We start from the raw sequence: 16219 nt of genomic DNA, 5'->3' as shown, positions 1-16219 counted from the left end.
GCGGGCGGAGGGGCCCTTCGCACCGTGGGGGTGCGACTCGCCCCCCCCCCACAGCCCCAGGGAGATCCTGATGAAGCGTCCGCTCCGCACCCCACCGGTCGTGTACGCGCTGACCGCCGTGCTGGCCGGGGGTCTCCTCTCCGGCTGCGGTGCCGCGACCACCGAATCGGCCGGCTACACCGTCGACGCGGCCGTGACCTCGCTGAAGGTGACCTCGTCCGGCGGCTCCATCGAGGTCGTCGTCGGCGGCGGCGACTCGGTGAAGGTCACCGAGAACCTCAAGTACGACGGCGACAAGCCGCGGACCTCGCACACCCAGGAGGGCGGACAGCTCGTCCTGACCGCCCCCAAGGACTGCGGAGGCGGCTTCCTCGGCGGCTCGACGTGCGAGATCAGTTACCGCGTCGAGGTGCCGAAGGCACTCTCCGCGACGCTGGAGAGCGACGGCGGCGACATCACGGTGGACCAGGCGGTCGCGGGCCGGCTGACCGCGCGCTCCGACGGCGGCAAGGTGACGGCGGGCTTCGCCCAGGCCCCCGACTCCGTGGACATCGGCAGCGCCGGCGGCAATGTCGTCGTCCGGGTGCCGGGCGGCCCGTACGCGGTCGACTCCGCTACGGACGGCGGCAGTCAGGGCGTACGGGTGGCCACCGCCCCGGACGCCGCCCGCACGATCCGGGTCCGCACCGACGGCGGCTCGGCCCAGGTGCTCCCCCAGTCGTAGACCCCTTGCGTGGACGAGGGGGAGCCCGGGCCGCCGGACTCCCCTACGGCCCCGTGGGGCCCGTACCGTCAGAGCGTCGTGCGCGTGCGGGTCCGTCGGAGCACCCGGACCTCGGGCTCGTCCGGCTCCCCCGGCCCGTCCTTCTCCCGGCCCTCGACCGCGCGCGCGAGCGCGGCGACGGTCGGGTGGGCGAAGAACTCCCGCATGGTGAGCCGGACACCCAGGACCGCTCGGATCTTCGACACCGCCCGCGTCGCCAGCAGTGAATGGCCGCCCAGCGCGAAGAAGTCGTCGTGCACACCGACCTGTTGGACGCCGAGCAGTTCCTCCCACACGGCGGCCACGGCGTGCTCCGCCGCGGTCGCGGCGGCCGTGTACGTCTCCCCCGCGGCCAGCTCCTCGCCCAGCACTGCCAGGGCCCTCGTGTCGATCTTGCCGTTCGGCGAGGAGGGGAAGCCGGCCACGGTCAGGAAGCGCGCCGGGATCATGGCGGCGGGCAGGGTACGGGCGGCGTGCTCGCGCAGCTCCCGGGCTGTCGGCGGCGCACTCCCCTCCACAGGCACGCCGAGCACGTCGGACACACCTGGCACGCCAGGCACGCCTGGCACGACCGGCACCAGGAAGGCGGCCAGCTGCCGGCCCCGGGTCGGATGGTCCTCGACGAGCACCTTCACCCGGTCCACGCCCGCGTGCGCGGCCAGGGTCGCCTCCACCTCTCCCAGCTCGATCCGGAAGCCGCGCACCTTGACCTGGTCGTCGGCGCGCCCCCGGAACTCCAGCTGCCCGTCCGCGCTCCACACCGCCATGTCGCCGGTGCGGTACATCCGTTCACCCCACGGGCCGAACGGGCAGGCGACGAAGCGTTCGGCGGTCGGAGCCGGCCGGTGCGCGTATCCGAGGGCGAGCGCCGCGCCCGCGAGGTACAGCTCGCCCGGCACGCCCGGCGGCACCGGACGCAGCCGGGCATCGAGGACGTAGACCCGGGTGTTGTCCACAGGGCGGCCGATGGGCACGGTGTACGGCCAGGACGCGGGGTCCGCCGGCAGGGCGAAGCCGGTGGTCACATGGGTCTCGGCCGGGCCGTAGTGGTTCTCCAGACGGCACCGCGGCCGGTCGGCGAAGAACCGCCGCAGCCGCTCGGTGATCACCAGGGCCTCTCCCGCCTGGACGACGCGGCGCAGCGCGGCGAGGGGAAGCTTCTCCGTCTCGGCGATCCGGGCGAGTGTCTCCAGGACGACGTGCGGCGTGTAGAGGCGGGTGATCCGTTCCCGGTCGAGCCAGTGCGCGAACGCGGTGAAGTCTTCGCGGACGTCCATGTCGGGGACGACCAGTTCGCCGCCGTCGAGCAGGGTGGCGAGGATCTCCTGGACGCTGACGTCGAAGCTGGGCGTGGTGAACTGGGCCGTGCGCCCGCCGGCCGGTCCCGGGTGGGTCCTGCCCTCCCAGGTCAGCAGGTTGACCAGGGTTCTCGTGGGCATCAGCACGCCCTTGGGGCGGCCGGTGGACCCCGAGGTGTAGACGAGGTAGGCCGCGTCCAGCGGGTGGGCGGGGCGGGACCGGTCGGGGTCGTCCAGGGCTGCGGCGGAGCGCGCGGCGACGGCGGCGGCCACCTCAGGGTCGTCGAGACGGAGCACCGGGGCCGGGGCCTGGGCCGGGAGGCCGGCGGCGAGCCGGGTGGTGGTGAGGATGAGCGCCGGCCCGGCGTCCTCGATCATGTACGCGAGGCGTTCGGCGGGCTGCTGCGGATCGAGCGGCAGAAAGGCGGCGCCCGCCTTGAGGACGGCGAGGAGGGCGACGACCAGGTCCGGGGTGCGCGGCAGCAGCAGCCCGACCACGTCGCCCCGGCCCACCCCGCCGGCCCTCAGCTGCCGGACGAGGCGGTCGGCGCGGGCGTCGAGTTCCTCGTACGTCAGAGTCCGCCCGCCCTGGCTGACGGCCGGGGCCTTCGCATGGCGGGCCGCGCTGCGGGCGAGGAGCCCGGTGAGGCTCGCGGCGGGCAGCGGTCGGTCCGTGGCGTTGCGGTCCACCAGGAGGGTGCGGAGCTGCTCGGGGGCGAGGAGTTCGACGTCGGCGGGCCGCCGGCCGGGGTCGGCCGCGAGGGCGGTGAGCATCCGGACGAGGCCCGCGGTGAGCCATTCCGCCGTGCTCCGGTCGAACAGGTCGTGCCGGTAGGCGACATAGCCGCCGAGTCCGGCGGGGGCGGCCCGTTCGTCGCGATGCTCGGTGATGTTGAAGAGCAGGTCGAACATCGAGTGCCGCAGCTCGAAGTCGTAGTCCTCGACCGTGACGTCCGGCAGTTCGAGTTCGCCGCCCGCGTTGTTCTGGAAGGCCAGCATCACCTGGAACAGCGGGTGCCGGCTCGCCGAGCGGGCCGGGTTGAGCGACTCCACGAGCAGGTCGTACGGCAGGTCCTGGTGGGCGTACGCGGCCAGGCTGCCCACCCGGACGCGGGCCAGGAGTTCGGCGAACGTGGGGTCGCCGGAGGTGTCCGTGCGCAGCACGAGCGTGTTGACGAAGAAGCCGACGAGCTCGTCCAGGGCCTCGTCGGTGCGGCCCGCCAGCGGGGTGCCCAGGACGATGTCCGTGCCGCCGCCCGCCCGGGTCAGCAGGGCGGCGAGCGCGGTCCGGACGACCATGTACGTGCTCGCGCCGGTGCGTTCGGCGAGACCGGCGAGGCGCCGGTGCAGCGCGGCGGGCACCGCGAAGGGGACCGTACCGCCCCGGTGGTCGGTCTCCGGGCGGCGCGGCCGGTCGACGGGCAGGTTCTGCTCGTCGGGCAGACCGGCGAGGACGTCCTTCCAGTGCGCGGTCTGCCGGGCCAGCACACTGCGCGGGTCGTCGGCCGCGCCGAGCATCCGCCGCTGCCACAGGGTGTAGTCGGCGTACTGGACGGGCAGCGGGGTCTGCCGGGGGGCGTGGCCCGCGCGGCGGGCGGTGTAGGCGGCGCCGAGATCGCGCCACAGCGGGCCGATCGACCATCCGTCGCAGGCGATGTGGTGCACCACGACGAGCAGGACGCGGACGTCGGGACCCTCGGTGAACAGATGTGCGCGCAGGGGCAGATCGCGGGTGAGGTCGAACCCCTCGGCGGCGGCCCGGGCGACGGCTTCGGCGAGCCCGCCAGGCACGTGGGCCACCTCGGCCGGGTCGTGCCGCAGCAGGCGCGGCCGGGCCTCGCCGGGCGTCAGGACGTGCTGGGACGGCTCACCCGCCGTCTCCGGGAAGACGGTGCGAAGGCTCTCGTGGCGTTCCAGGAGGTCGGCCAGGGCCGCTTCGAGGGCGGCGGTGTCCACGGGGCCGGTCAGGCGCAGCGCCCACGGCATGTTGTAGACCGCGCGCTGGTCCTCGAAGCGGTTGAGGAACCACAGGCGGCGCTGGGCGTACGACAGCGGCAGTACGTCCGGGCGGGGGCCCGGCAGCAGCGGCGGGCGGGCGGCGCCCCGGTCGCCGAGGCGGGGCGCGAGTCCGGCGACGGTCGGGCTCTCGAACACGGCCCGGAGCGGCAGTTCCACCCCGCACTCGGTACGGATCCGGGTGACCAGGCGGGTCGCGAGCAGGGAGTGGCCGCCGAACGCGAAGAAGCTGTCCTCGACGTTCCCCCACGGGCGGCGCAGGACCTCGCCGAAGAGGCCGCACAGCAGCCGCTCGGCCTCGGTGCGGGGGCCTCGGCCGGTGTGCGCGCCCCGGTCGGGGGCGGGCAGCGCCTTGCGGTCGAGCTTGCCGTTCGGGCTGAGCGGCAGGGCGTCGAGCCGGACGAAGACGGCCGGGACCATGAAGGAGGGCAGCAGGCCGGCCAGATGGGTGCGCAGGGCGCCGAGGTCGAGGGGGACGGGGGTAGCGGCGGTGCCGGGGGTGGGGGGTGCGTCGGCGTCCGGTCCGGAGTCGGTCGGGGCCGGGCCATCCGGGCCTGAGCCGTCCGCCGGGGTCACATAGGCCGCCAGGTACGCGTCCCCCGGCCGGTCCCGGCGTACGGTCACCGCCGCTTGCGCGACGGCGGGGTGGGCCGCGAGGACCGCCTCGACCTCGCCGGGCTCCACGCGAAATCCCCGGATCTTCACCTGCTCGTCGGAGCGGCCGAAGAGTCGCAGCGTACCGCCCTCCTGCCACTGGGCGAGGTCGCCGGTGCGGTACATCCGCTCGCCGGGCGCGCCGAAGGGGCAGGCCGTGAAGCGCTCCGCGGTCGGCCCGGGCCGGCGGGCGTAGCCCCGGGCGAGGCAGGGACCGGCCAGGTACAGCTCGCCGGTCACGCCGACGGGCACGGGGCGCAGCCGGTCGTCGAGGACGTAGGCGCGGGTGTTGCCGATGGGGCGGCCCAGCGGCGCCGCCGCGGGCCAGGCCGAGCTGTCCCCGGGGAGTGTGTACATGGTCACGCCATGGGTCTCGGCGGGGCCGTACACATTGTGCAGCCGCCGCCCGGATCTCTCGGTGTGGAAGCCGCGCAGCCGGGAGCCCAGGGTGAGACCCTCGCCGCCCTGGATGACGTCGGTGAGCGAGTCGAGCGGAATCCCCTGCTCACGGGCGGCCTCGTACAGCGCGTCGATGACCGCCGTCGGTGCGAACAGCTCGTTGACACGGTGGCGTTCGATCCAGCGGGCGAGCCGCTCCGCGCTGCGGCGCACCTCGTCCGGCGGGACGACCAGCGTCTTGCCGTGCAGCAGGGTCGCCCAGACCTCCTCCACGGAGAAGTCGAAGCCGATGGAGCAGAACTGCGCGACCCGGGTGCCGGGGCCGCCGGCCGGGAAGGCCTCCCGGTGGGCGGCGAGCATGTTGCGCAGGCCCGCGTGCGGCATCACGACGCCCTTGGGCCGTCCGGTGGAGCCCGAGGTGTAGATCAGATACGCGGGGTGGTCGTCCCTCGTGGGGCCGCCGCGTTCGTCGTCGCTCAGCTTGCCCGCCGGGCGGGCCGCGAGGTCCGCCGCCGTCCCGGCCGCGTCCAGGACGACCTCCGCGACGCCGGTCGGGAGCCCGCCCCGGCGTGCCTGGTGGGTGAGGGCGAGCGCCGGCCGCGTGTGGTCGAGCATGTAGGCGACACGCTCGTCGGGGTACTCGGGGTCGACGGGCAGATAGGCGGCACCCGCCTTGAGGGCGGCGACCATGGCGACGAAGGTGTCCAGGCAGCGCGGCATGGCGAGGGCCACGACCCGCTCGGGCCCGGCGCCGTGTTCGACGAGCAGTCGCGCCAACCGGTTGGCGCGTGCGTCCAGTTCGGCGTACGAGAGGGACTCGTCTTCGAGGATCAGCGCGGTGGCCCGGGGCGTCCTGGCGGCCTGGGCCTCGAAAAGCTCGACCACTGTCCTCCCGGATACGGGCCGGGAGGTGGCGTTCCAGGTGTCCAGGACCAGGGTCCGCTCGGCCGCCGGGAGCAGGTCGCTCTCGCCGATCCGCTGCCCGGGGGTACGGATCGCGGCGGTGAGCAGGGTGAGGTAGTGGTCGGCCAGCCGCCGCACCCGGGTCTCGTCGAAGAGGTCGGTGGCGAAGACGAAGCGGCACAGGTAGCCCGTCTCCCGTTTCTCCGCGTGCAGTTCGAGGTCGAAGCGGGTGGACTGGTCGGCGATGTCGACGATCCGCGCGGTCACGTCCCCGGCCCGCCATTCCTCCTGGAAGTCCAGGTAGGTGCAGAGGACTTGGACGAGCGGGTCGGTCCCCGGGTCGCGGCCGGGTGCGACCTCTTCGACGACCCGGGCGTAGGGCGCCTCCTGGTGCGCCTGCGCCTGGAGGGTCACGTCCCGGGTGCGGCGCAGGAGTTCGGCGAAGGTCGGGGCGCCCGAGAGATCCGTGCGCAGGGCGACCGTATTGACGAAGAACCCGATGGTTCCTTCGAGTTCGGGACGGGTCCGGTTGGCCACCGGGGTGCCGACGACGATGTCGTGTTCGCGGGTGTAGCGATGGAGCAAGGCGTTGAGCGCGGTCAGCAGGATCATGAAGGGCGAGACGCCCTCGTCCCGGCCGAGCATGTCCAGCTCCGCCGAGAGTTCCGCGGGCACCTCCAGGGCGAAGGAAGCACCCCGGAAGCTGGGGACGACGGGCCGGGGGCGGTCGCCGGGGAGGTCCATGACGGGCAGCGTGCCGCTCAACTGGCGCTTCCAGTAGCGGACCTGGCGTTCTGCCTCGGCGGTCGCGCCCGCGCTCTGTTCCCACACCGCGTAGTCCGCGTACCGCACCGGTACGGCGGGCAGCCGCGCCTCGCGTCCGGCGGCGCCCGCCTCGTACAGGGTCCACAGCTCCCGGAAGAAGATCCCCTCGGACCAGCCGTCGGTGACGCTGTGGTGGAAGTTGACGAACAGGTGGTGGCGGGTGACGGTGACGCGGTACACCCGGGCGCGCAGCAGCGGCTCCCCGGTGCCCGCCGTCAGCGTGAAGGGCACCCGGCTCTCGGCGGCGAGCCGCTCGCGCACCTCTGCCTCGGCGGCCGGCTCGCCCAGACCCGTCAGGTCGGCGCACGGTACGTCGAGCGTCAGCTCCGGCGCGATGTCCTGGAAGAGGTCGTCGCCCTCGCGGATGTAGCGGGTACGCAGGGCCTCATGGCGGGCGACGAGCCGGTTCAGGCTGTCCCGCAGGACGTCGAGGCGCAGCGGACCGTCGACCCGGAGGGCGAACGCCACGTTGTAGGCGGCGTTCTCGCCGTGCAGCTGGTCCAGGAACCACAGGCGTTTCTGCGCGCTCGACGCCGGGACCGGGCCGGTGCGCGGCGCGCGCGGGATGGCCTCGGGGGCGAAGGTGTCGCGGGTGTCGCGGGTGCCGTCGCGGAGTCTTCGCAGCAGGGCGGTGCGCAGCGCGGACGCGTCGGGTGCCGTCTCGTGCTCCGTCATCTCAGCCCTCCAAGCCTTCGGAACCTTCGAAGCCTTTGGAGGCTTTGGAGGCTTTGGAGGCTTCGATGCCTTGAGGGCCTTCGGACAGGACCCGTCCGATGATCGCCACGGCCGCGTCGATGTCGGCGGCGGTCACCCCCGCGTGAGTGACGGCGCGCAGCCGGCCGTGGCCCAGCTCGGCGATCGCGAGCCCGCGACGGCCCGCGGCGGCGGCGAAGGTCTGCCAGGTGAAGCCGGGGGCCGTCACCCGGAACATCACGATGTTGGTCTGTACGGCGCCCGGGTCGACGGCGATGCCGTCGAGCCCTGCCAGGCCCTTGGCCAGCCGCTGGGCGTTGTCGTGGTCCTCGGCGAGCCGGCCGGCCCCGTCGAGCGCGACGAGCCCGGCGGCCGCGAACAGTCCGGCCTGCCGCATGCCGCCGCCGAGCATCTTGCGCGCCCGGCGCACCCCTCGGATGAACTCCGCGCTGCCCGCGACCATCGAACCGATGGGCGCCGCAAGGCCCTTGGACAGACAGAACTGGACGGAGTCCGCGTACCGCGCCAGCTCGGCGACGGGCAGTCCGAGGGCGATGGCCGCGTTGAAGACCCGCGCGCCGTCCAGGTGGACGGCGACCCCGCGCGCGTCGGCGAAGGCGCGCACCTCGCGCTGGTACTCCATCGACAGCACCACGCCGCCGCAGCGGTTCTGGGTGTTCTCCAGACAGATCAGCGACGGCAGCGCGAACTGCGGGTCCTCCGGGTCGTCGGGGAAGCCCGCCGCGAGGTCGCCGAGGGCGAGCCGGCCGTCGGGCCGGTTGACGACCGGCTCGTACGTCACCCCGCCGAGGACGGCGGCGCCGCCCGCCTCGTAGACGTAGATGTCGCTCTCGGCACCGACGAGGATCTTCGAACCCCGGGGCGCGTGCGTCATGATCGAGGCGAGGTTGCCCATGGTGCCGCTGGGCATGAGGCAGGCGGCTTCCTTGCCGAGCAGCCCGGCGGCACGGTCCTCCAGTTCGTTGACGGTCGGATCCTCGCCGTACACGTCGTCGCCGAGCCGCGCCCGGCCCATCGCCTGGAGCATGTCGGGGGACGGCAGGGTGAAGGTGTCGCTGCGGAGCTCGATCACGGGTCTCCATACCTTTCGGCGCGGGCTGATTCGGGTCGGGCGGTCGGGTGTCGGGGAGGCGGGCCGCGGTCATCGGCGGCGGTCGTCGCCGGGGTCAGGGGAGAACGGCGTGAGTGCGGCGGGTCACGAGTCGTCTCCGTCCACGAGGGCGGCGCCGAGATCGGCGGCCAGGGCCTCGACGTGCGGGGGGCGCGTCAGGGCGTAGTGGTCGGCGTCGAGTGCGTACCGGACGGTGGGCCCGCGCAGCCAGGGTGCCCAGCGGTCGGCGGCCAGGGCGCGGGCCCCGTCCGTTCCCTGGTAGAACCTGGCCGGCCCGGTGAAGGGCCGAGGCCGGTGGGCCGCCGCCATCCGTAGGTTGGCCCGGAACACGGCGTAGTGGCGGGCCAGTTCGGCCGTCTGCTCCGCGGCACCGTCCGCGTGGCCCGCGCCGTCCGACCGCCGGGCGAGCACATCGAGAACCGCGCCTGTGTCCCCCGCCGCGAGGAGCGCCTCCAGTCCGGCCGGTGCGACAAGGCCGCTGTCCCGCCCGGCGGAGCGCAGCACGTCCTCGGTGAACTCCCGCAGGAGCGCGGACTCGGCGGGCTCCGCGCCTTCCTCGGGGAAGCCGCTGTCGATCATCGCGAGCAGGGTGACGTTCTCGCCCTGGTCGGCGAGCCGGCAGGCGACCTCTTGCGCGACCAGCCCGCCGAACGACCAACCACCCACGGCATAGGGCCCCTTGGGACGTACGGCGCGCAGAGCCCGCACGCAGTGTCCGGCCAGCTCCGCGACCGAGGCGGGTGTCTCGCGTCCGCCGGTGAGGCCGGGCGCGGGCAGCGCGTACACCAGCCGTTCGTCGCCGAGCGCGGCTGACAGATCGCGATAGCAGGTCACGCCACCGCCGACGGGATGGACGAGGAACAACGGCGTGTCCCGTCCCGTCGCGCGCAGCGTCACGACGTCCGCCGGACCGCCCGCCGTTCCACCCATCGCCCCCGGCTCCCGCAGCAGCGCCGCCTGGCCCGCGATCGTGGGGTGTTCGAGCACCGCCGCCACACCGAGCGAGCAGCCGAACGCCGCGTTGACGAGCGCGACGAGCCGCACGGCCAGGAGGGAATGCCCGCCGAGCGCGAAGAAGTCGTCATGGACGCCGATCCGTTCGACGCCGAGCAGCCGCCGCCAGAGGCCAAGCAGCCGTTCCTCGCAGGCATCCAAGGGTGGGGCCGGGGCGCCGCCGTCGCGTGCGGCGCCAGGCGTCGGGGGTGCGGGAAGCGCCTTGCGGTCGAGCTTGCCGCTGCCGGTGAGCGGCATGGCGTCGAGCCGCGTCCAGGCCGTGGGGACCATGGGGGTGGGCAGCCGCTCGCGCAGATACGCGAGGGCGTCCGCCGGGTCGAAGGCGTGACCGGCCGCCGGGACGACATGGCCGACCAGGCGATCGTCGCGCAGTACGACCGCGCACTCGGCGACGGCCGGATGTCCGGCCAACACCGCCTCGATCTCCTGGAGTTCGATCCGCAAGCCGCGCAGTTTGACCTGGGAGTCGGCGCGGCCCCGGTATTCGAGGGTGCCGTCGGGCAGCCGGCGCGCGAGGTCGCCGGTGCGGTAGAGGCGCCGCTCGACGCCGTTCCGGTCGGTGTGCCGGTGGAAGCTCCGTTCCGTGAGGTCGGGCCGGCCGTGGTAGCCGTCGGCGAGTCCGACGCCGCCGAGGTGCAGTTCCCCGGTGACGCCGAGGGGGACGGCGTGCCCGCGCCGGTCCAGCACATGCGCTTCCATGTTGGCGATGGGGCGGCCGATCGGCACGATCCCGCGCCCGTCGTCCCGGCACCGCCACGCGGTCGCGTCGACGGCCGCCTCGGTGGGGCCGTACAGATTGTGCAGCTCGGCGCCGAGCACCGCGAAGAACCGGCTCTGGAGGTCGTACGACAGCGCCTCGCCGCTGCATACGACCCGGGTCAGACCGGTGCACGCGCGGGCCAGCGGCTCCTCCACGAAGGCCTGGAGCATGGACGGGACGAAGTGGACGGTGGTGATCCCCTCGGCCGCGATCAGCCGCGCGAGGTAGGCGGGGTCACGGTGTCCGCCGGGGCGGGCGTGCACCAGCGTCGCACCCGCGAGCAGCGGCCAGAACAGCTCCCACACCGAGACATCGAAGGTGTACGGGGTCTTGTGCAGGACCCGCTCGCCGGGGCGCAGCCCGTACTCCTCCTGCATCCACAGCAGCCGGTTGCGGATCGCCCGGTGCGAGACCACCACGCCCTTCGGCGTCCCGGTCGATCCCGAGGTGAAGATCATGTAGGCGGGGTCCCCCGGCTCGCCGGGCCGCGCGGGTTCTGCGGGCTCGCCGGGCGCCGCTTCCTCGCCGGCGGGTACGGCCCCGGCCCCCGGACACACCGCGGTGACCCCCGGGAGGTCGGCGAACCGGGCCGCGCCCGGCCCCTCGGCGAAGACCACCGCGATCCCGGCGTCCGCCACGATCCGCCGCACGCGAAGGTCGGGGTGATCCGAGTCCAGCGGCACGTAGGCGGCTCCGGCCTTGAGGACCGCGAGGAGCGCCACCGACAGATCGAGCGAGCGCTCCATATGGAGGCCGACGAAGCTCCCCCGGGTCACGCCATGGGCGCGCAGCACACCGGCGAGCCGGTCCGCCCGCTCGTCCAGGGCCCCGTAGCTCAGCTCCTCGTCCCCGTACCGGACGGCCGGGGCGTCGGGCCGCCGCCGCGCCTGCTCCGCGATCAGGGTGTGCAGGAGGTGCGGCCGGTCGTACGTCCGCGCGGTGGCGTTCCAGGCGGCGATCCGCTCGTGCTCGGCGGCCGGCAGCAGGTCCGCGTCCTCGTGGCGCGCCCCGGGGCCGGCGGCCATGGCCGCGAGCACGGCGGCGTAGTGACCGTGGAACGCGGCGATCTGCTCCTCGTCGAACCGCGCGGCGTCGTAGCGCAGCCCGAGGGTGAGGTCCTCCTCGCTGCCGCCGGTGGCGAACTCGGCGCCGAAGGGGAAGTGGGTGGGCGCGCAGCCCTCGGCCTCCAGGACGACGACGTCGGACTGGCCGGCGAGGGTGTCCTCCACGGGGAAGCGGGTGTAGTTGAAGAAGGTCTCGAAGAGTTCCGTTCCGCCGGTGCGCCGCATGATCTCCGGCAGCGGGAAGCGGCGGTACGGCTGGACGCGGATGTCCTGGGCGGCCGTCCGCTCGATCAGCTCCGCCCAGGTGCCGTCGGTCAGACGGGCCCGGAACGGCAGGGTGTTGAGGAAGAGACCGAGCGTCCGGTCGGCGTCGCGTTCCTCGCCACGGCCGTTGTAGACGACACCCGTCACGATGTCGTCGGACCCGCCGAGCAGGCTCATCACCCTGAGGTGGGCGGCGAGCAGGACACAGCGCAGCGGCACCCGGAGCCGGGCGGCGAGGCCGGGCAGGGCGGCGGTCGTCTCGGGGGCGAGCGGGGCGATGTGGAAGCGCGTGTCCGGGCGGGCGGTGCGGAAGGTACGGCCGCCGGGCCGGGTCGGCCGGACCGGGCGCGGAAGGATGGTGAGCGAGGCGTCCGCCAGCTCCGCCGTCCAGAACGCCGCGGTCTCCTCGTCCGCGACCGCCGAGGTCTCCAGGGCCACGAAGTCACCGAAGCGCGCGGCGAGCGGCGTGGTGTCGGGAGCGGGGGCGCCGGTGAGCGCGGCGGAGTGGCGCAGCAGCAGTTCGGCGAAGAGGGAGCGTTCGCTCCATCCGTCGAGGACGGCGTGGTGTTCGGTGACGAACAGCTGGAGCGTGTCCTCGGTGAGGCGCTGGACGTGGAAGCGGATCAGCGGGGCGCGCCGCCAGTCGAAGGGCAGGTCCCGTTCGCGGACGGTCCGCGCCGCGACCGCCGCCTCCCGCTCCCCGGGCGGGAGATCGACCAACTCCTCGAAGGTCACGGGCGGTTCGATATCGCTGTGCACCAACTGGGCGGGGACGGAGAGGGAATGCAGATCGAACGAGGTCCGCAGCACCTCGTGCCGGGCGACGACCTCGGCCACCGCCGTCTTCCATGCCTCGGGGTCCCAGCGGGCTCGGATCCGGTAGGTCGAGGTGTTGTGGTAGACGGCCGCGCCGTCGGCGGACAGGCCGCTGTGGAACAGCATGCCGAGCTGGGTCCGTGTCACCGGGTAGGCGTCGTCGAGGCCGGCGGGCAGCAAGGCCCGGTCCGCGGCGGCGAGCTGTGTGAACGGCTCCCGCCGCGGAGCCGGTTCGGCGCCGAGGGAGGTACGGACGGTCACGACGTCGGCGAGGCGGCGGATCGTCTGGTGCGTCATCAGGTCGGTGAGCCGGAAGTCCAGGCCCTGCTCCCGGGCCAGGGCGAGCAGTCGGATGCTCCGGATCGAGTCGCCGCCCAGGGCGAAGTAGCCGTCGTCGATCCCGGCGCGGCGGCCGAGGACCCGGCCCCACACCTCGGCGAGGGCGCGCTCGACGGCGGTACGGGGCGCGGCGTAGGCCTCGGTCGGGACCCCGGCGGTGTGCGGGGCGGGCAGCCGCGTGTGGTCGACCTTGCCGTTGGCGGTCAGCGGGAAGGCGGGCAGCACGGTGTAGGAGGCGGGCACCATGTGCTCGGGCAGCAGCTCGGCGAGATGGGTACGCAGCGCGTACGCGTCCGGGGTCGCGCCGGGCGCGGCCGCGTAGGCGGCCAGAATCGGGTGGCCCGCCGCGTCGGTGTGCGGCAGGACGACGGAGTCGACGACGTCGGGGTGGGTGCTCAACGCGGCTTCGATGTCCCCGAGTTCGATCCGGAAGCCGCGCAGCTTGACCTGCCGGTCGTGGCGTCCGCAGTACTCCAGGTCGCCGTCGTAGAGGATGCGGACGAGGTCGCCGGTGCGGTACAGAAGCCCGCCCGTGCTCGCGCCCTCTCCCCCACCCGGGTCCGGGTCCGGGTCCGCGAACGGCGGTCGGACGAAGCGCTCCGCCGTGAGCTCCGGGCGGTTCAGATAGCCGTCGGCGAGCCCGGCACCGCCGACGTACAGCTCGCCCGGCACGCCGGTCGGCACCGGCCGCCCCCGGCCGTCCAGGACGTACAGCCGCAGGTCGGGGAGGGGGCGGCCGATGACGCTGCCGCGCCCCTCGTCCAGGTCGCGCAGCGCGATCGGCCGGTAGGTGACGTGCACGGTCGTCTCGGTGATGCCGTACATGTTGACCAGCCGGGGCGTGGTGTCGCCGTGCCGGTCGATCCAGTCCCGCAGCGCGGGCGGGTCCAGGGCCTCGCCGCCGAACACGACCAGCCGCAGGGCGAGCGAGCCGGGCGGCGCGTCCCGGTCGGCCCGCGTGAGCGGATGGAAGGCCGAGGGCGTCTGGTTGAGTACGGTCACCCGTTCGGCGCGCAGCAGCCGGTGGAACGCCTCGGGGTCCCGGCTGGTCTCGTACGGCACCACGACGAGCCGGCCGCCGTGGGCCAGCGCGCCCCAGAGCTCCCACACGGAGAAGTCGAAGGCGTAGGAGTGGAACAGGGTCCACACATCGTCCGGCCCGAAGCCGAACCAGGGGTCGGTGGTGGTGAAGAGACGGGCGATGTTGCGGTGCGGGACGCGGGTGCCCTTGGGGCGGCCCGTCGAGCCCGAGGTGTAGATGACGTACGCGAGGTCGTCGCCGCTCACCGGGACGGCCGGGGCGGTCCCCGGCCGGGCGGCGATCGCGGCGGCGTCGGCGGCCAGGTCGACGACCCGGAGCCCGGCGCCCTCCGTCCACCAGCGGCCCACGCCCGCACCGGTCAGGAGGGTGGTCACCCCGGAGTCCCCGGCCATGAAGCGGAGCCGGTCGGCGGGGTAGGCGGGGTCGAAGGGGACGTAGCATCCTCCGGCCTTGAGGATGCCCAGGACGGCCACGATCAGATCGGCGGTGCGGTGCGTGCTCAGACCCACCAGGTGACCGGGGCCGACGCCGATGTCCGCGAGGTGGTGCGCCAACCGGTTGGCCCGCGCGTCGAGTTCGGCGTACGTGAGGTGGGTCTCGCCGTAGGTCACCGCGATGGCGTCCGGGGTGCGCGCGGCCCAGCGGGCGAACCGCTCGTGGCACGGCTCCGGTTCCGGCGCCTCGCCGGCGTCCGGCGGCGGATCGGCCGGAGCCTGCCGGGCGAGTTCGGCATCGGTGAGCAACCTCAGCGTCGAGACGGGCCGGTCGGGGTCGGCCGCGATGCTCTCCAGGAGGACGCCGTAGTGCTCGGCCAGCAGCCGGACGGTCTCCGCCCCGAACACGTCGGCGCGGTACTCGAAGGAGCACTCCACCCCGTCCGGGGTCTCCGTCGCGTCGAGCAGCAGGGCGAACTTGGCCTGCGACAGGGCAACGGGCAGCCACTCCACGCCGATGCCCGGCAGGCTCCAGGTCAGGTCGTCCGCGCGGTTCATGCCGAACATCACCTGGAAGAGCGGCGGGGCCGGCGCGGCGCGTCCGGGGTCGGGGTCGGGGTCGGGGCCGGCCAGCTCCACGAGCCGCTCGAACGGCAGGTCCTGGTGGTCCTGGGCCTCCAGGACCCGGTCGCGGACCTGCGCCAGACAGGCGCGGAAGGTCGGGTCTCCCGAGAGGTCCGTGCGGAAGACCGTGGTGTTGACGAACAGGCCGGCGGTCTTCTCGAACTCGGCGCGGTTGCGGCCGGCGAGCGGGGTGCCGACGAGGAGGTCGTCGAGCCCGGTGTAGCGGTTGAGGAGCACCTTGAAGGCGGCGAGGAGCCCCATGAAGAGGGTGCCGCCGGAGGCCGCGCACAAGGCGCGCAGCGCCTCCACGGCCCGCGGGGGCGGCCGGAACACATGGCTGCCCGCGGTGCCGGGCGCGGGCGCGTCCCGGCGCGGCGGCCGGGGGGTGGGCAGTTCCAGGAGCGGCGGCCCGCCGGCGAGCCGCTCCCGCCAGTACCGCTCCTGGCGGTGCGCCGCCGCGCTGTCCAGCCACTCGTCCTGCCAGCCGGAGTAGTCCGCGTACTGCATCTCCGGCGGCTCCTGGAGATCCGGCTCGCCCGCGACGCGGCTCGCGTACCCCCGGGACAGCTCGCCGAGGAGGATGCCGGTGGACCAGCCGTCGGTGACGATGTGGTGCGCGTTGACCATCAGCACCGCCGAGGTGGGCGATCTGCGCAGCAGCGCCACCCGGAAGAGCGGCCCGGCGCGCAGGTCGAACGGCCGGTCGCACTCGCGGCGCAGCCACCGCTCGACGGCCTCGTCGTCCCCGGCCGGGCCGCCTGCCGGGGCTGCCGGGCCGGCCAGGTCCGCCACGCCGGCCAGGTCTGCCAGGTCGTCGGACCGCCACTCCAACCGGCCCTCCGGGCTGATCAGTTGGAGCAGCCGGCCGTCGCGTACGGCGAACCGGGTGCGCAGGGTCTCGTGCCGGTCCACCAGCCCTTGGGCGGCCTCCCGCAGCGCCCGCTCGTCGACCGAACCGGTCAGCGTAAAGAAGAGGGGAACGTGATAGGTGGACGCGTCACCCGCCAGCTCGTGGAGGAAGTACATGCGCTGCTGGGCCCGCGAGGCGGGGAAGACGTACAGCTCCTCGCCCGCCGCGGGGTCGCCCTGCGGGCTCGTGGTCGCGGCTTCCGACTGGCTTGCGCTCAACGGGAGTTCCTCTTCTTCTCTCGATCACGACGGCCGGTGCGGCCCCGGCCG

At 74.2% G+C, this 16219-nt stretch carries 4 protein-coding genes; 1 reads left to right on the top strand and 3 read right to left on the bottom strand.

Annotation, left to right across the window (positions count from 1 at the left end):
- Positions 1-70 precede the first annotated feature (70 nt).
- Complete coding sequence (locus ACGFRB_RS14470; protein ID WP_363007460.1) at positions 71-724, top strand: hypothetical protein; 654 nt, start codon at positions 71-73, stop codon at positions 722-724.
- Positions 725-792: 68 nt separating this feature from the next.
- Here the strand turns inward: ACGFRB_RS14470 and ACGFRB_RS14465 are convergent, their stop codons facing one another.
- The 3 genes from ACGFRB_RS14465 to ACGFRB_RS14455 form a co-directional block, all read right to left on the bottom strand.
- The gene (locus ACGFRB_RS14465; RefSeq protein ID WP_393243014.1) at positions 793-7533 is read right to left on the bottom strand and encodes an amino acid adenylation domain-containing protein; all 6741 of its coding nucleotides are present in this window, start codon (positions 7531-7533) and stop codon (positions 793-795) included.
- 1 nt (position 7534) lies between these two features.
- Positions 7535-8644, bottom strand: a complete 1110-nt coding sequence (locus ACGFRB_RS14460; RefSeq protein WP_393243012.1) for a GntG family PLP-dependent aldolase — start codon at positions 8642-8644, stop codon at positions 7535-7537.
- 123 nt (positions 8645-8767) lie between these two features.
- Positions 8768-16168, bottom strand: a complete 7401-nt coding sequence (locus tag ACGFRB_RS14455; RefSeq protein WP_393243010.1) for an amino acid adenylation domain-containing protein — start codon at positions 16166-16168, stop codon at positions 8768-8770.
- Between the last annotated feature and the right edge of the window lie 51 nt (positions 16169-16219).

Origin of the sequence: Streptomyces sp. NPDC048718, from assembly GCF_043198875.1 — a bacterium.
GTDB lineage: Bacteria > Actinomycetota > Actinomycetes > Streptomycetales > Streptomycetaceae > Streptomyces.
The sequence above is the reverse complement of the archived record's forward strand: the minus strand, read 5'-3'. Positions and strand labels throughout refer to the sequence as shown.

Coding starts and splice junctions, on each gene's coding strand:
- ACGFRB_RS14470 (WP_363007460.1), top strand. CDS start 71: ATGAAGCGTCCGCTCCGCACCCCACCGGTCGTGTACGCGCTGACCGCC.
- ACGFRB_RS14465 (WP_393243014.1), bottom strand. CDS start 7,533: ATGACGGAGCACGAGACGGCACCCGACGCGTCCGCGCTGCGCACCGCC.